Source organism: Streptomyces sp. NPDC090127 (genome assembly GCF_044746945.1).
In the GTDB taxonomy this organism is placed as follows: domain Bacteria; phylum Actinomycetota; class Actinomycetes; order Streptomycetales; family Streptomycetaceae; genus Streptomyces.
In genome coordinates, this window is sequence record NZ_JBIVDE010000003.1 from 262,186 (window position 1) to 278,643 (window position 16,458).

Genomic DNA, 16,458 nt, shown 5'->3' on the forward strand with positions numbered 1-16,458 from the left:
CTCGGTCGACCTAGATTTATCAGACCACTTGGCGCCAACAACACCCCGGAGGCCGGAAAATCCTCCACGGAAACACAAGTGGTCCGACCACTTCGCTCGCTAGACTGCCCGAATCGGACAAGGGAGAGAATCGGTGGAGGAGCGCACCCCCGCCAGGGGAACCGTGACCCAGCGCGCGATCGAACAGATCAAGGCGATGATCGCGGACGGCGAATTGCAGCCCGGGGACCGGCTGCCCACGGAGCGGGACCTCGCCACGCAGTTGGGCCTCTCCCGCAGCTCGATGCGGGAGGCGGTCCGCGCGCTGACGGTGATGGGCGTGCTGGAGGCACGGCACGGCTCCGGGATCTACGTGACCCGGCTCGGGGCCGGGGATCTGCTGGAGACCTTCGGTGTGGTCGCGGAGCTGTCGCGCGGGGAGCAACTCGTCGAACTCCTGGAGATCCGGCGCGTCCTGGAGTCCACCGCCACCGCGCTGGCCGCGGCCCGGATCGACAAGGACCAGCTGGCCGTCGTGACCGGGCACCTGCACGCGATGGAGGACACCGAGGACCCGGAGGAGATCCTCGCCCACGACCTGGCCTTCCACCGGGCGATCAACGCGGCCTCCGGCAACGAGACCATGGCGGCCGTCCTCGAAGGGCTGTCGACCCGGACGTTCCGTGCGCGCGTCTGGCGCGGCCACGCGGAGGAAGGCGCGTTCGAGCGCACACGTCGCGGCCACGCGGCGATCCATCGCGCCCTGGCCGCGCGCGACCCGGAGGCGGCGCGGGCCGCCGCCGCGGCGCACGTCGGCGAGGTCGAGGAGTGGATGCGCTCCCGCCCGGACACGGAGCCCCTCGGCCGTGAGGTGAAAACGGACCAGTGAGGGTGAGCGCCGCCCACGCGCGGGGCCGTCGGCCCGGCCTAGCGTGAGGGAAGCGGGAACACCCCGCACTCCACCGCTCCACCGCCACCGAGGACTGATCCCATGCCCATGCAACCCTGGTTCCCCGATGCCAAGTTGGGCATCTTCCTGCACTACGGCATCTACGCCGTCGACGGCGTGCCCGAGTCCTGGTCGTTCTACAGCGGGCAGGTTCCGCACGAGCGGTACATGCGGCAGCTGGACGGCTTCACCGCCTCCGCGTACGAACCGAAGGCCTGGGCGGAGCTCTTCGCCCGCGCCGGTGCCCGGTACGCCGTGCTGACCGCGCGCCACCACGACGGCGTGGCCCTGTGGGACACCGGCCACGGCGACCTGAACGTCGTACGGCACACGCCCGCCGGACGCGACCTCGTGGCCGGATACGCCGAGGCGCTGCGCGAGAAGGGCCTCAAGGTCGGTCTGTACTACTCCCATTCGGACTGGAACCACCCCGACTACGCGAGTGTGGTCCACCCCGAGCCGCCGAACGAGAGCGTGGCCACCCACCCCCTCGTCACCCCGAAGGACGGGGTCGAGGACCCGGAGGCCTGGGCCCGCTTCGTCGCGTACCGGGACGGCCAGGTCGGTGAGCTGGTCTCGCGGTTCCGCCCCGATCTGCTGTGGTTCGACGGCGAGTGGGAGCGCAGCGAGGAACAGTGGGGCATGCGGGCGCTCGCCGAGCGGATCCTCGCCGGAAACCCCGAGACGGTCCTCAACGCGCGCATGCTCAGTCACGGCGACTACGCCACGCCGGAGCAGGGCGTGCCGCTGCTGCCGCCGGACGGGCCGTGGGAGCTCTGCCTGACGATGAACGATTCCTGGGGCTATCAGCACCAGGACCACAACCAGAAGTCGGTCCGCCAGCTGGTGCGCTATTTCACGGAGACCATCGGCATGGGCGGCAATCTGCTGCTGGCCGTCGGCCCCCGGGAGGACGGCACGATCCCGGCGGAGCAGGTCGAGCGGCTGGAGGGGCTCGGGGCCTGGATCGCTCTCCACGAGCGGGCGGTGTACGGGACGGTGGCCGGGCTGCCGGCCGGGCACCACTACGGGCCCAGCACGCTCTCCGCCGACCGACGCACGCTCTATCTGGTCTGCTTCGACGCCCCGCGCGAAGCGGTCTCGCTGCGCGGCCTGCGCAACAAGGTGGAGCGGGTGACCGTGCTCGGCACCGGCGCCGAGCTGGCCCACCGGGTCACCGGCGGACTCCAGGACGTGCCGGGCGTGTGCTGGATCGACGCTCCGGAAGCGGCGGACGTCGACGGGTCCGCGACCGTGCTGGCCGTCGAACTCGACGGCGAGCTCGACCTCTACCGGGGCACGGGCAGGAGCTGACCCCGTTGGTGGTGCCCGGCGGACGACGACCCCGCCGGGCACCACGGCTCGGCTCCGCTCAACCGCCGGCGCGAACCGCGCGCGGAGACGCGCCCAGTTCGCGCCGGCACGCCTTGTTGAAGGCCTGCAGGTCGTCGATGCCGACCGCCGCCGCCACCGCGGGGATCGACAGGGTCGACTCGCGGAGCAGGTGCCGTGCCCGCTCCATGCGCCGCTGCCGGAGATACGCCACGACGGTGGTGCCGGTCTCGGCGCGGAAGAGCCGCAGCAGATGGTTGTGCGACACGCCCGCGGCCCGCGCCACCTCGGGGACGAGGAGCCGCTCCGCGAGATGCGACTCGATGTACGCGACGGCGGCGGCGAACGAGGCGTGCGGACCGCTCTCGCGGCCGTCCGGCTCGGCGAGCCGGGCCAGCTCCCACAACGCCGTCCAGACGTGGGCGTCGGCGCGGCGCGGGATGCGCGGCGCGACCGCGATGGCCCGCAGCAGGAGCTCCGACAGGACCGGCGTCAGCGCACCCGTGTCCTGGACGACGGGAAGGGTGACCGGCGGGGTGGGCGGGAGGGTGGCCGGCAGGGCGGTCGGCGCCTGCGCACCGGGCAGGCCCAGGTGGGCATACAGATGCTCGGACCGCCCGCGGTAGCGGTAGCGCACCTCCGCCCCCGGCGGCACCAGCGTCACGTACCCCGGCCGGATGACGTGGAGCACGCCGTCGACGACGAGTTCGGCGGTGTACCGGTAGAGGTGCAGCTGCCACAGGTCCGGGAGCCGGAACACGTCGACCGGACTCGTCGTGCCGTGGACCCCGACCCCCAGGCTCAGCACCCGCGGCGGCTCGTCCAGCCGGACGGCCACGGTCCGGCCGGGTCGGACCCAGGGACTCTCAGACACGCGGAAAATCTACCAGTTCGCTCCCCGGTGGCCGCCGGTACGCGGACCTCGTGCGGGTGGTCCCGAAACCGTCGAGGGCCATAGATCAGCCCTCCCCGCCCGCCAACTGGACCAGCGAGATGAGGACTTCCTTGCCGGACTCCCGATCCCGCGCGTCGCACAGGACCACCGGCGTTCCCGGGTCCAGGTCGAGCGCGTCCGCGACCTCCCGCGCGCTGTAGTCCCGGGCGCCGTCGAAGCAGTTCACCGCGACCACGAAGGGCAGGCGTCGGCGCTCGAAGTAGTCGATGGCCGGGAAGCAGTCCACAAGACGGCGGGTGTCCGCGAGAACCACGGCTCCCAGCGCGCCCCGGGCGAGTTCGTCCCACAGGAACCAGAAACGGCCCTGCCCGGGCGTGCCGAAGAGGTAGAGCGCCAGGTCGTCGGAGACGGTGATGCGTCCGAAGTCCAGGGCCACCGTGGTCGTGCGCTTGTCCGCGACCCCGTCGAGGCTGTCCGTCGGACGGCCGGCCTCGGTGAGGATCTCCTCGGTGTTCAGCGGCCGGATCTCGCTGACCGATCCGATCAGGGTGGTCTTGCCGACCCCGAATCCGCCGGCCACGAGGATCTTCAGGGCGACGAAAGGGACGTCAGAGGGCTCGGAGTCCATCGATCACTCTCTTGAGGATGCGCGAGTCGGGGAGTTGGGCGGGAGGGACGGGCGGGGTGACGCGGATGAGGCCGGCGTGGAGCAGGTTCCCGAGCAGCACCCGGACGACGGCGAGCGGAAGACCCGCCTCGGAGGCCATGTCCGCCACGGGGCGCGGCCTTGCCCCGCAGAGCCGGTGGAGTTGGGCCTCCTCCGGCGAGAGCAGCGGAGCGCGGTCCGGTGGGACGCAGCCGTGCACCAGGGTCATCAGATCGAACTGCTCGGCGCCGGCGGGCCGCGCCCGACCCGAGGTCATCGCGTAGAGGCGCACCAGCGGGCCGGCGTCGTCGTCGTACCAGCGTCCGTCGTCGTCACTCATCGACGCCCGGCACGACGGCCCCTTCGTCGCGTGCCGGTGTGCCGAGGTGGGCACCGACGCGCTTGACCAGCCGGGCCATCTCGTAGGCCACCAGGCCCACATCGGCGCCGGCCTCGCTGAACACCGCGAGACACGATCCCTCCCCCGCCGCGACGACGAAGAGGAAACCGTCCTCCAGCTCCACCAGCGTCTGGATGACGCCACCGGCTCCGAAGTGGCGGCCGGTTCCCTTGGCGAGGCTGTGGAATCCGGAGGCGATGGCGGCGAACCGCTCGGCGTCGTCCCGGCCGAGCCGGGCCGACGTGCCGACCGGCAGCCCGTCGCCGGAGAGCACGATCACATGTCTGATCTCCGGTACATGGGCGACCAGTTCCTCCAGAAGCCAGCCGAGGTCACCTGACCGGTACAGACTGCTGTTGCCGTTCATCGGCTCTCTCCTTCACGTTCTGGCGTGTGCTCGCCCGCCGCTCCCGGCCTCGTGGGGCGGTCCACGGTGCCGCGGGCCCAGCCGGCGCGGAACGACGCCATGGTGGCGCGCGCCTGTTCCGGGGAGCGGCGCGGGCCGAGGTCCTTCGGCGGTTCGTACGTCTCCCCGATGCCCTCCCCCTCCAGATCCCGGCGGCGGGCGCGGCGGGGCAGGGGAGCCTTGTGTCCGGACGTCGGCTCGGGAGCCGGATCCACGGGGAGGGGGCGGGGGTTCGGTGCGGCGGAGACCGCGGGGGCCACGGGCTCCGGAGGCGCCATGGGCGGCGGCGGTGGCATGGGCGGTGCGGGTGTCACAGGCGCCGGTGGCACGGAGGGCGCGGGTGCCCCAGGCGCCGGTGGCATGGGCGGTGCGGACTCGACCGCCGGCGGCGCTTCGGTTACGGCGTGTGGGCGGGCGGCGTGTGGGCGGGCGGCGTGCCGCCCCGGCGGGCGCCGGCGCGGGAGCCGGGTGCCGGCGGGGGCCTCGTCCGGGCCCTCGGGGCCTTCGTGCCGCCCGGCCTCGCCGAGGAGGGCCGTCGGCAGCAGGACCACGGCGACGACACCCCCGTACACCGAGGGCCGCAGCCCCACGCGGGCGTCCAGCCGGTGGGCGAGCCGGTTCACCACGAACAGGCCGAGCTGTCCGCTCTCGAGCAGGTCGACGCGTCCGGTGTCCTCGATCCGGCTGTTCGCCTCGGCGAACCCCTCGGCACTCATGCCGAGTCCCCGGTCCTCGATCTCCAGCACGACTCCTGCTCCCACCCGCTGGCCCCGCACCTCCACCTTGGTCTGTGGCGGCGAGAAGGCGGTGGCGTTCTCGACGAGTTCGGCGACGAGATGCGTGAGGTCGGCCACCGCGCCGCCGTGCAGCCGTACGCCGGGAATCTCGTGGACCACCACCCGGCCGAAGTCCTCGACCTCGGCGACGGCGGCCCTGACCACGTCCATCAGACCGACGGGCCGACGCCAGCCGCGTCCGGGAGCGGCGCCGGCGAGGATGATCAGGCTCTCGGCGTGCCGCCGCATCCGGGTGGTCAGGTGGTCGAGCCGGAACAGGTCCTCCAGCTCCACCGGGTCCTCGTTGCGCCGTTCCATGGTGTCCAGGAGCGTGAGCTGGCGGTGCAGGAGGGCCTGGCTCCGGCGTGCCAGGTTCACGTAGACGCCGGAGAGCCCGTGGAGCACCTGGGCTCGTTCCGCCGCCGACTCGACCGCGGCCCGGTGGACCGCGGCGAGCGCCGCGCCGACCTGTCCGATCTCGTCGTCACGGTGACCGCGTGGCGGGGCCACCGCGTCGACGTCGACGGTGTCGCCGGCGTGCAGGCGACGGATGGTCTCGGGGAGTTCGCGTTCGGCGAGCGTGAGGGCGGAGTCGCGCAGGTCGGTGAGTTCGCCGACGAGGCCCCGGCCGATCCGCACCGAGATGAGGAGCGAGAGCAGGACGCCGAGGAAGCCCAGCACGACGGCGATCCCGGAGCCGCCGAGGACGGCGAACGACACGGGGTCGGCGCTCTCGACCGCGGCCGTGCTCGCCCTCGTCTGGGCCGCGCCGAGCTGCTGGAGGACCGCGCGGGCCGGCTCCTGCCAACGGGCGTCCTCGGCCACCGTCCTGGCAGCGGGTGCGCTGCCGGCGGCCAGGATCCTGTCCTCGACGGACCGCAGGGCGCGCATGTCGGTGCCGGTCAGTACCGTCCGGTACGCGGCGGCGTCCTGCGGCCGCAGGTCGTCGACGGCTGCGGCGAGCAGCCGACGCTGTGTGTGGGCCGAGCCCACGAACTCCCGGTACTGCGCGGGGTCGAAGCGTCCCACCGTCTGCACGGCGTTCATCAGGGCATCCTCACGGGCGATCATCTCGCGAGCCCAGGCCAGCTCGTGGACGACCCGCGCGGCGGAGGCGTGCGCGGGATCGTGCAGCGCGGCCAGTGAGCCCTGAAGCGCGAGGGCGTGCTCGATCACGGTGCCGTACGCGTCGTAGACGGTCTCCCACGCGTCGCCCGCCCGCCGTGTCTGCTCGCGCAGGGCGCCCAGCCGGTCGAGGTCCGCGACGAGTCGGTCCACGCGCCCCGCGAAGTCGCCGTCGATCTCCTGGACGTCCAGGGTGCTCCCCTCGGCGCCCCGGCGCAGTGCGGTGGCGGCCGCGTCGGTGTCCTTCTCACGGCTGCCCTGGGACTCCGTCCGTTCCGTGCCGGTTCCCGCGAACTGACGCAGGGCTCCGGCACGTTCGGCCTGCACGGCGGCCACGAGGGAGTCGACCGGCTGCAGCAGTGTGGTGTTCGCCTCCTTGTAGGCGTTGAGTTCCGAGACGTTGCGCGCCGTGGTGACGGTCGCGAACGCCCACAGCGCCATCAGGGACACGGCGGGGACCATCAGGAGGCAGACGGTCTTCGCCCGGATCGAGCGTGGCACCAGAATTGCGCTCATCGGTTCCTCGAACAGTCAGGGGCGGGGGTCACGGTCACGGCTTGGCCGTCGCACGGCCGACCGCGGCTTCCGGGGTGCGCGACGAGCCGACGCCGACGGCGGCTCCCCTCGCCGGTCGCGCGGTCGGTGACAGGGCGACGAACGCCGAGGCCAGGAAGAGGAACGAGCCGAGGACGACGGCGAGCGGGAACACGAAGTCCATGGCCGTCACCCCGTCCAGCGCCTCGCGGGCCGGTGCGAGGGTGATGCGCACGGCGGCCATGCCCGTGTAGTGCATGCTGCTGACGGCGATGCCCATGACCAGCGAGGCGATCACCGCGCCGGCCGTACCCCGGACCTCGAGTGCCGCCCAGAGCGCGGCGGTCGCCGCCGCGACCGCGATGGCGAGGGAGAGTGCCACCAGGGTGGGGTCGTAGCCGACGCTGCCGTTCAGCCGGAGCGCGGCCATGCCGAGGTAGTGCATCGCCCCGACGCCGATCCCGGTGCCCAGGCCGCCGAGCAGCAAGGAGCGTGCGCGGGAGCGGCCGTAGCCGACGGTGAGGACCCCGGCGCCCACGACGGCCATGGCCACCACGAGGCTGAGGACGGTGAGCGGCACGTCGTAGCGGATCGCGGATCCGGCGACGCCGAAGCCGAGCATCGCGATGAAATGCATGGTCCAGATACCCGAACCGATCGCGGCGGTCGCCGTCAGAAGCCAATTGCGTCGCGAGCGGCCTTCGGCGGCCAACGCCCGGACGGTGCAGCGCAGTCCGAGTGCGGATCCGACGCAGGCCATCGCATAGGCGAGGACCGGGGAAATCCATCCGGCGCCGAAATGGTGCAGGTGCGCCACATTCTCTCCGTTCACGGTTCACGTTTGCGGCGACGGACGCTAGCACTCGGGCTGACCAGCCAGAATTCGACGAAATGTGTCCCGACCGTGATCCGCGCGGCCGGGTGACACGGGGTGCTGCCCTACCCGTGAGTTGGGTGATGATCTCTGCGCGTAGTGCGGCGTGCAAGAGGCAGGTGGAGGTGATCGGCGCCGAAAAACTCGGCGGCCGGGTGATACGGATCACCGGAATTCCGCGCGCTTTCCGACCGAGGGGGACCAGTCGACCTTGACGGCTCGCGGCGTGGCCTCTCGCCGTCGACGCTCACCACAGGTCCGTGGGCTCGTCGACCACGTGCAACGTGCTCGCGTCGGCGTCGGCGGCGCCTCGGATACGGCCTCCCCTCGACCGGGCCAGGAGCCGGAGGTACGCCACCGTCTCGGCCGTGACGACCTCACCGGGCAGCAGCACCGGCACGCCGGGCGGGCAGGCGACGACCCTGGACGCGGAGACCATGCCCACCGCCTCGGCGCAGTCCACCAGGCGGTGGTGGCCGAAGAAGGCGCCCCGGGGGGTGAGCCGGCCGGGGCCGGGGGCGGGGAGGGCGAGCCGCAGCGGTTCGGTCAGCTCGGCGTCGTTCGTCGGCAGGGCGTGCAGCGCGTCGACCACACGCTGGGCGTCCGGGTCGGTCCCTTCGCCCAGCGTCAGGACGAGGACGGAATCGTTCGCCCCCGCGAGGGCCCCGCCCAGCCCCGCGTCCTGGAGCAGACGGAGTGCCGCGCGGCCCGTGACGCCTCCGGCGCGTGTGTCGACCGCGATCCGCAGCGGGTCCGCCCCGGCGACCCCCGCGACCTCGCCGAACCCGTCCGCGACCAGCCTGAAGCGACCTTCCTGCCGGATCCCCGCCCCGATGGCGACCGCCGTCTCCAGGGAGACGAGGACATGGTCCCAGTCCTGCCCGAGCCGGTGGATGGGCGGGGTCTCGCAGTCCGTCTGCCGGGTCAGGTCCACGGCACGTTCGACGAGCGGCCGCAGCAGGTCGGCGTGGGGCCCGTCGCCCAGCCTGATCACGGGAGCGGGGCCGGAGGTGACCGAGAGGTCGGCGCCGTGGGCGAGGGCATCGGGCAGCAGCGCGGGATGCCGGCCGAAGACCCCGGAACGCCGGCTCTCGTCCACGATCAGCGGAATCCCCGAGGCGTGCGCCGCGTCGGCCAGCGCCCGGATGTCGGCGACCGCTCCGTACCGGGTGGGCGAGACGACCAGGGCGGCGGCCACGTCCGCCCGCTCCCCGGCCGCCTCGGCCAGCTCCTCGGGCCGTACGCAGTGGGCGATTCCGTGCTCCGGATCGAGGACCGGCCACAACGAGCGGGCGTCCAGGCCGGACACGATCAGGCCGTCGAGCATCGAGGCGGGAGCGTCCCGCTGGACGAGCACGGTGCCGCCCAGCGCGGGCACGATCAGGCCGGTGATGCAGTGGCTCAGCGGACTGCCCTGCGCCAGGACCCAGGTCCTGCGGGCGGCCGGGGTCGTGGTGAGGGACATGTCGACCGGACTTCTCCCCCACCGATGTCTGTCGCCGTGTACGGGCGATGCCGTGCGAAGGGGTGAGGGGCGCACCTCCGCTCGACATCCCCTCCATCGTCACCGGCCGAAAACGGCGCCCCGCCTCTCGGAGGTGGGGTGCGCCCCTGACTTTCGACAGGTCGGCGCGGGCCTACGCGTCGTCCGTGGAGAGGCCCGCGCGGAACGCGATCCGGGCGGCCTCGACGCGGTTGGACACCCCGAGCCGGGCGAGGAGCTGGGTGACGTGGGCCTTGACCGTGCCCTCGGTCATCCCCAGTTCGGCCCCGATGCCCGCGTTGGAGAGTCCCCTTCCGAGCAGGCGCAGGACGTCGAGCTGGCGACCCGTCAACGCGTCGACGCGCGGGTCGCCCTCGGGGGCGGCCGGCGTGCGCCCGTCCCGCGTGGTGAGGTCGATGACCCGGCCGGTCACCGTGGAGCCGAACGCCGCGTGCCCCGCGCCGACGCTGCGCAGGGCGCCCAGCAGGTCGGCCGGCGGAGTGTCCTTGACGAGGAAGCCGACCGCCCCGGCCGCGAGGGCCTGTCCGACGTACTCGTCACTGCCGAACGTGGTGAGGATGAGGACGGCGGGTGGCGACGGCAGCTCCCGCAGCCTGCGCGTCGCGGTGATGCCGTCCATGCCCGGCATCCGTACGTCCATCGCCACGATGTCGGGGAGCAGTCGGCGCGCCTGGTCGACCGCGGAGTGGCCGTCCCAGGCCTCCGCGATCACGCGCAGGTCCGGCGCGGAGTCGATGATCGCCCGCAGACCGTTCCGTACGGCCGAGTCGTCGTCCGCGACGAGGACCGTGATCATGAGCTGAGCCCCATGCCTTCATGCTCGCCCGGATCGGGGCCGGGGGCGACGGGACGGACCGCCCGGGTGGGGGCGCCGGGGCGGGGGGCCGTCGGGGTGGGGGGCCGTCGGGGTGGGGGCGTCCGGTGGGGGCCGTTCGGGTAGGGGCTGCGACGGCTCGCCGTGCCCCGGCCGCACGCGCTGGATACCGTGGCCGCATGGCCGCTACGCCGTTCTCCAGCTGGCCTCCGCGGCGCGTCGACGCCTTGGTCACCGTGGTGGTCGTCGCGCTCGGCATCGCCGACTCCTGGGTGAAGCCGTCCAGCGGGCTGCTGACCGGTCTGCCGACACCGGTGATCGCGGCCTGTTCGGCGGCGGTCGGCCTCAGCCTGTGGTGGCGCAGACGCCGGCCGCACGCGGTGGCCGTGTTCGTGACGGTCATGCACGTGGTGTCCTTCACCCCCGTGGCGCTGGCCGCCGCGATGTACACGGTCGGCAGCCTGGACCGGCGGCTGAAGGTGCTCTTCGCGTACGGCGTGGCCGGCTTCGCCGCCGGTCTCGCGGGACTGCGCGGAGGGCTGCCGGACGCCGGAATCCGCGAGGCCGGGTACGCGCTGGCCGCGATCGTCGGGCCGCTGGCCGTCGGGTACGCCGTCGGGGTCCGGCGCGATCTGGCGGCGGCCGCGCAGGCCAGGGTGGCGGACCTGGAGCGCGAGAACCTGCTCCTGGCCGAGCGGGCACGGGCCGAGGAGCGGGCCGAGATCGCCCGGGAGATGCACGACGTGGTCGGACACCGGGTGAGCAACATGGTGCTCGCCGCGGGTGGCCTGGAGCTGGGGCCGGCCGCGGACGTGCCGGAGGCGGCCCGTACCGCCGAGCTCATCCGCTCCGACGGCCGGCAGGTGCTGGAGGAACTCCGCGAGATCCTCGGCGTCCTCGCACCGGCGCGGCCGGCTGCCGGGGTGCCGACGGGGGCTCCGTCCGGGCCGGAGGCCCCGGAGCTGTCCGACCTGGTGGCGCATGCCCGCGCGCGTGGCCAGCAGGTGGAGCTGCGGGTGAACGGCCATCCCGAGATCCTGCCGCTGCCGGTGCAGCGCGCCCTGCACCGGATCGTGCGGGAGTCGCTCACCAACGCCGCGAAGCACGCTCCCGGAGCGGCCGTGCGCGTGGACCTGGCCTGCCGTGCCGACGGGGTGCACCTGGACGTCACCAACGCGGCCCCCACGCGGCCCTTGGCGCACGACCTGCCGAGCGGCGGGCACGGGGTCGTCGGACTGACCGAGCGCGTCGCCCTGCTCGGCGGGACACTGACGGCGGGGCCGCACGACGGCGGATTCCTGCTGTCGGCCTTCATCCCCCACGGCCGGGGTGCCTCTCCACCAGGAGCGTCATGAGTATCCGTGTCCTGCTCGCCGACGACAACGAGATCACCCGTCGCGGCCTTCTGTGGATCATCGACGCCAGCGGGGACATCGAGGTGTGCGGCCAGGCGGCGGACGGGGCGGAGGCCCTCGCCCGGGCCGAGGAGACGCTTCCCGACGTGGTCCTGCTCGACATCCGCATGCCCGGGACCGACGGGCTGGCCGCGCTCCCGCCGCTGCTGGCGCTCCCGCGTCCGCCGAAGGTCCTCATGCTGACCACGTTCCACGAGGACGACCAGGTGCGCACGGCGCTGCGCGCCGGGGCCTCGGGGTTTCTGCTCAAGGACTCGCCCCCCGACGACCTGCTGCGGGCGATCCGTGACGTCCACGGCGGCCGTGCCGTGCTCGGGCCGCCGGTCGCCAAGCGCCTGGTGGACGGGCTCGCCCGCACCACGCCCGCCCTCACTCCCGAGGAACAGGCCGGGCTCGACTCCCTCACCGGCCGCGAACGCGACGTACTCCGGCTGCTCTCGCGGGGGCTCACCAACAGCGACATCGCCGACGAACTCGGCACCACGGAGGGGACGGTCAAGGGATACGTCAGCGCCGTCCTGGCCAAGCTGGGCGCGGAGAGCCGCGTCCAGGCCGCCCGCGTGGCCTACCGCGCCGGTCTGGACGCGGACTGAGCGGGGTCTGGGCGCCGCAGGCCGGTCTGCACGCGGACACGGCCCCCCCTGTACACCGGCGGGCCGGTCCGGGCGGCCATGCGCACCGGTCAGCCGAGTGTCACGTCGATCCGGTGCGTGGCGCCGTCCTCGGCCCCGGTGTCGACGGCGAAGGTCAGGCACTCCCCCGTCGCCAGGACCCGCACCCGCGTGCCGTGGGAGCGGACGCGAGCCACCGGCCGGTGCCAGCCGACGACGAGCCGCCCCGCCGTCCTGGTCGGGTCGGAGACGAGGACGGTGGCGCTTCCCGCGCCGTCCTCCCGCACCAGGACCGAGGCCGGTGCGTCGCAGGTGACAGGACCGGCCGCCCCCGCGGCCCAGAGGTTCACCGCGGTGATTCCGAGCGAGGGGACGCGCACCCCCTGCGCGCCCGGCTCGTTGGCGAGGATCCGCAGCCACTCGCTGTCCCGGGCACGTTCCTCGGTGGCCCGTGCGTCGGCGCCCGGCAGCAGGACGTACGCGTACGCCGCGGCGCGCGGATCGGCCCCGTGGTCCAGCCAGAGGGTGACGTAGCGTCGGCGGATCTCCTCGTCGGAGCCGACGAGCCGGTTGATGTCGTTCCACCGTCCGGTCCGCTCCTCGTGCAGCGCGCGCAGGGTCGCCCCGTGGGGGAACACGTATCCGCCGTGGCCGTCGAGGGCCGCCCAGCGGGCGGCGGGGAACGTCTCGTGCCAGGGCGTCCCGGTGAGCGGCCGCGGCGCGCCGTCGACCGTCAGCCGCGCGGCCTGCTCCGCCCCGATCCTCCGGTTGTCGACCACGGTCTCCACCGGGACACCGTCCCCGGCCTCGATCCCCGCTCCCAGACAGATCACCGCGTCGTCGGTGAAGAACCACGACTTCTTGGCCCGCAGGCTGCTGGACAGACCGCGGGTGTCCTGCCCGACGGCCGCGAAACGGCCGTCGGTGGCCCCGCCGACCCACACCGCGTCCGGTCGCCGAACGCCCCACTCACCGCCCTCGTTGTCGGCGAGGGTCCGGGTGGACACCGTGGTGCCGGGCAGCCTGTAGGGGTCGACCGTGGGCCAGTAGGCGTCGGCGTACTGGCCGGAGTCCCCGGCGTACCAGGTGAGCATTCCCGAACCGGTGTGCCAGCCCCGGGTGTTCTCCTGGTTCCCGCATTCGTAGAAGGCGATGGTGGACGAGGACATGCTGAGGAACGCGGCCCAGCCCGGTCCGCGGTGCACGGCGCGGGCCATCATCGGGAAGAGTCGGTGGCCGGCGGGTTCGGGCAGCGGATCGACGGACGGGTCGCCGAGCAGCGCGTCGAAGCGCGTGAAGTCGGCGACGGCCGTCCGGGGGGTGTCCGCGGGGCGGAGGAACGTGTCGCGCCGGAGCCACCCCTTGACGAGGGACCGCCAGCGCGCCCGCTCGGCCGGGCTCGCGCACTCCCCGAGCGCGAGCACGGCCGCCATCAGGGACTGGGCCGGGCCGTGGTCCCGTACGGGCATCAGGTGGACGTCCGGTCCGGTGAGGTCCCGACTGACGCCACGACCGCAGACGCTCGCGTCGAGCACTCCGTCGTGCACGAACGGGACGAAGGCGTGCTCGACGGTGTCCAGGGCGAGCTGCCGCCCGGGGCCGGTCACCTCCCACGGCGTGCCGTCGAACAGGGTGAACAGCGTGGCCAGGCCTTCCAGCAGCACGGCGCCGTACGCGCCGGTGTAGGCGACGGTGCGGTGCTGGACGAAGGAGCCGTCGGCGTAGAACCCGTCCCCTCGCGTGACGTGGGGGAAGACCGGGTCGAGGCCGTCCCGGGCGAGCGTGAGCGCGGCCGCGCCGTCGCCGAGCGCACCCCGCTGGGCGAGGGTGCGGCAGAAGTCGACCCGGTTCGCGCCGGTGCTCCGGTCCTCGTAGCGGTCGAGACGCGTAGCCGGCAGGGCACGGTCGACGGCCGCGCAGAGGCGGGCGATCCGCTCGTCCCCCAGGTGGTCGTAGAGCAGGACGCAGGTGTCGAGCATGGCTTGCGGGGCACCGACCTGGGACCACCACCACCAGCTCGCGGGCTTCTCGAAGGCGCTGTTGTACAGGTGGTCGTGGAGGTGGTCGAGGCCGCGGACGATGCCGGCCGCCAGCTTCTCGTCCCCCGTGCGCCCGGTGCCGGGATGGGCGTGGGCGAGGGCCATGGTTCGCAGGCGGACGAAGGAGATCCCGAGATGGATGCCGTGTCCCTCGTGGTACGGCAGGCCGGGCCAGAGGTGGCCCTCGGCCGGGTCCGTCGTCGCGAGGTACCCGCTCGCGACCGAGCCCAGTGCGGCAAGGCGGGGGGCGACGTGCGGCGCGGTGGCGTCGAACGCGGGGCCGAGCAGCAGGTCCCGCCAGCGGGCTCGCTGCGCGGCGAAGGGCGGGACGGCCGTGGGGGAACTCAAGGGGTGCTCCGTCGGTACGGGGAGGGGGGCGGGGCGGCACACGGCCGAGCACCGCCCGTGACCGTGGTGGTCGGGGCGGTGCAGGGCCGGGCCGGGCCGGGTCAGTTCCCGGCGGCGGCCGCGTACTCCTTCGCGAGGGACTCGGCCGCCTTGGCTCCGCCCTTCGCCTTGAACTCCTTCACCACGGCGTCCCAGTCGGAGAGGCTGCGCTTGCCGGTGACGACGGCGTTGATCGCGTCCTCACGCTGCTTCACCAGGCCGCGCTCGCTGTTGGCCCAGGCGTTGGAGCGCAGTCCGTAGTGCGCGCTCGGCACGCCGATCGGGATCATCTCCTGCTGGTAGGCGTGGTAGCGCTTGGTCGCCTCGGGCTGGTCGGGGAGGTAGAGCGCCTGCGGCGGTCCCGCGATGAAGGTGAGCGGGAGGTTCGCCGGACCGTCGCCGCCCTCCGCGGCCAGCTTGGTGACGACGGGGCCGCCGTCCTTGCCCCGGGTGAAGTGGGTGCCCTCCACGCCGTGGTTGACAAGCTCGTACTCCGTGGTGCCGAACGGCGCGGCCAGGTAGTCCATCACCCGCAGCAGCAGCTCGATGCGCTCCTTGGGCGCCTTCTTGAGCACGGTGTAGCCGTAGATGCCGGAGCCCAGCCAGTGCTTGGGGGACGCGCCGTTGGCCGGCTTGAACGGGCGGGCCATGTCGACGGTGAAGCCGTCCTTGACGGCCAGCACGGCGCCCTTGTAGCCGCCGAAGGCGTTGGACTGGGAGTACGTGGTCCCGTTGTAGAACTCCAGGCTGTAGGCCCCGCCGTCGACGCTCAGGGCGTCACGGCGGAAGACGCCGTCCTTCTGCCATCTGACCATCTGCTCCAGACCGGCCTTGAACTCGTCGGTCTCGATGTAGTTGACGAAGGCGCCGTCCTTGACCGACCAGATGTTGGGCGAGCCGTGGTTGGCGATGGAGGAGTTGAAGCCGAACGCGCCGATCTGGGAGGCGCCCAGGCCGTACTTGCCCCGGACGCTGAGCTGCTTCAGGCCCTTGGTGAAGGCATCGGCGTCGATCCCGCCGGCCTCGGGCACCCAGATCCCGGCCTCCTTGAACTTCTCCTGGTTGGCGATGAGCCCGTGCCCGATCAGGGGCCGCTCCACCGGGACGCCGTAGAGCCTGCCGTTGAAACGGCCCGTGGCCTTCCAGGCGTACGTCGGTACGTTGGCCAGGTTCGGGTACTTCTTGACGGCGTCGCCCGAGAGGTGCTCGGTGAGGTCGGCGCACTTGTTGAGGACGAACTGCGCCTCGTTGGGGGCGGCGACGACCTGCAGGATGTCCGGCATCTCGCCGCTGGCCATCAGGGTGGCCAGCTTGGTCTCGTACTCCATCGCGGGAACGACCGTGAGTTCCAGCTCGACGCCGAGCGCCGCCTCGACCGCCAGCCAGAATCTGTTCTTCTCGCGGGGCACGGGCGTGGCGCCCCAGGACAGGAACCAGGCCCTGATCTTCTTGCCGTCGCCGGGCTTCTCCTGGACCGACTGCGTCAGCTCCGACGGGTAGGTCAGGTAGCCGGCCTGGACGCCCTGTTCGGTGGCGGCGAGGTCGGGCTCGGGGCCGGCGAACGGGACGTAGGTGGGGAACGGAGCCAGGTCCTTGCCGCTGTTGCCGGCGTCCTGGCCGGATCCCCCGGGCGTGGAACAGGCCGACAGGGACACGCCGGTGGCGGCCAGGGCGGTGCCGATGCCGATGGTCTGCAGAACGCTTCTGCGCGATACACCAGTGCTCATGAGAACGGTCCCTTGGTGTGGGCCCCCGAGACGGGGCGGAGAGAG

Annotated in this window: 14 protein-coding genes; 4 read left to right on the plus strand and 10 right to left on the minus strand. The window is 73.1% G+C overall.

What is annotated here, in order from left to right; all coding sequences use genetic code 11:
• Positions 1-133: 133 nt before the first annotated feature.
• Together ACIPPS_RS12330 and ACIPPS_RS12335 are read left to right on the plus strand one after the other, a co-directional pair.
• Positions 134-868 carry a FadR/GntR family transcriptional regulator gene (locus ACIPPS_RS12330; RefSeq protein WP_401430097.1) on the plus strand — a complete coding sequence of 245 codons (735 nt, stop codon included), beginning with the start codon at positions 134-136 and terminating at the stop codon, positions 866-868.
• A 102-nt stretch (positions 869-970) separates the two neighbouring features.
• The gene (locus tag ACIPPS_RS12335) at positions 971-2,242 is read left to right on the plus strand and encodes an alpha-L-fucosidase (protein WP_401430099.1); all 1,272 of its coding nucleotides are present in this window, start codon (positions 971-973) and stop codon (positions 2,240-2,242) included.
• 58 nt (positions 2,243-2,300) lie between these two features.
• Here the strand turns inward: ACIPPS_RS12335 and ACIPPS_RS12340 are convergent, their stop codons facing one another.
• From ACIPPS_RS12340 to ACIPPS_RS12375, 8 genes are all read right to left on the minus strand, one after another.
• Positions 2,301-3,134, minus strand: a complete 834-nt coding sequence (locus ACIPPS_RS12340) for a helix-turn-helix domain-containing protein (RefSeq protein ID WP_401430101.1) — start codon at positions 3,132-3,134, stop codon at positions 2,301-2,303.
• 85 nt (positions 3,135-3,219) lie between these two features.
• Positions 3,220-3,783, minus strand: a complete 564-nt coding sequence (locus ACIPPS_RS12345) for a GTP-binding protein (RefSeq protein WP_401430103.1) — start codon at positions 3,781-3,783, stop codon at positions 3,220-3,222.
• Complete coding sequence (locus tag ACIPPS_RS12350; RefSeq protein WP_401430105.1) at positions 3,764-4,141, minus strand: DUF742 domain-containing protein; 378 nt, start codon at positions 4,139-4,141, stop codon at positions 3,764-3,766. The genes ACIPPS_RS12345 and ACIPPS_RS12350 overlap by 20 nt, the downstream gene beginning before the upstream one ends.
• Entirely contained in the window at positions 4,134-4,568 is a 435-nt protein-coding gene (locus ACIPPS_RS12355; RefSeq protein WP_401430107.1) for a roadblock/LC7 domain-containing protein, read from the minus strand. The genes ACIPPS_RS12350 and ACIPPS_RS12355 overlap by 8 nt, the downstream gene beginning before the upstream one ends.
• A complete protein-coding gene (locus ACIPPS_RS12360) occupies positions 4,565-7,024 on the minus strand; it encodes a nitrate- and nitrite sensing domain-containing protein (protein ID WP_401430108.1) in 2,460 nt (819 codons plus the stop codon). The genes ACIPPS_RS12355 and ACIPPS_RS12360 overlap by 4 nt, the downstream gene beginning before the upstream one ends.
• A gap of 34 nt (positions 7,025-7,058) precedes the next feature.
• A complete protein-coding gene (locus ACIPPS_RS12365) occupies positions 7,059-7,859 on the minus strand; it encodes an MHYT domain-containing protein (RefSeq protein ID WP_401431371.1) in 801 nt (266 codons plus the stop codon).
• A 304-nt stretch (positions 7,860-8,163) separates the two neighbouring features.
• Positions 8,164-9,381: an amino acid decarboxylase gene (locus ACIPPS_RS12370; RefSeq protein WP_401430109.1), complete on the minus strand. Its 1,218-nt coding sequence runs from the start codon at positions 9,379-9,381 to the stop codon at positions 8,164-8,166.
• A 172-nt stretch (positions 9,382-9,553) separates the two neighbouring features.
• Complete coding sequence (locus ACIPPS_RS12375) at positions 9,554-10,216, minus strand: response regulator (RefSeq protein WP_401430111.1); 663 nt, start codon at positions 10,214-10,216, stop codon at positions 9,554-9,556.
• Positions 10,217-10,413: 197 nt separating this feature from the next.
• On the opposite strand from ACIPPS_RS12375, the gene ACIPPS_RS12380 reads away from it, so the two are divergent.
• Together ACIPPS_RS12380 and ACIPPS_RS12385 are read left to right on the plus strand one after the other, a co-directional pair.
• Positions 10,414-11,589 (plus strand): sensor histidine kinase, encoded by a 1,176-nt coding sequence (locus tag ACIPPS_RS12380; RefSeq protein ID WP_401430113.1) that lies wholly within the window; start codon positions 10,414-10,416, stop codon positions 11,587-11,589.
• Positions 11,586-12,242 carry a response regulator gene (locus tag ACIPPS_RS12385; RefSeq protein ID WP_401430115.1) on the plus strand — a complete coding sequence of 219 codons (657 nt, stop codon included), beginning with the start codon at positions 11,586-11,588 and terminating at the stop codon, positions 12,240-12,242. The genes ACIPPS_RS12380 and ACIPPS_RS12385 overlap by 4 nt, the downstream gene beginning before the upstream one ends.
• 89 nt (positions 12,243-12,331) lie before the next feature.
• Here the strand turns inward: ACIPPS_RS12385 and ACIPPS_RS12390 are convergent, their stop codons facing one another.
• Together ACIPPS_RS12390 and ACIPPS_RS12395 are read right to left on the minus strand one after the other, a co-directional pair.
• A complete protein-coding gene (locus ACIPPS_RS12390) occupies positions 12,332-14,647 on the minus strand; it encodes a polysaccharide lyase 8 family protein (RefSeq protein WP_401430117.1) in 2,316 nt (771 codons plus the stop codon).
• Between the two features lie 101 nt (positions 14,648-14,748).
• On the minus strand, positions 14,749-16,413 hold the full coding sequence (locus ACIPPS_RS12395) for an extracellular solute-binding protein (protein ID WP_401430119.1): 1,665 nt from the start codon (positions 16,411-16,413) through the stop codon (positions 14,749-14,751).
• Positions 16,414-16,458: the final 45 nt, after the last annotated feature.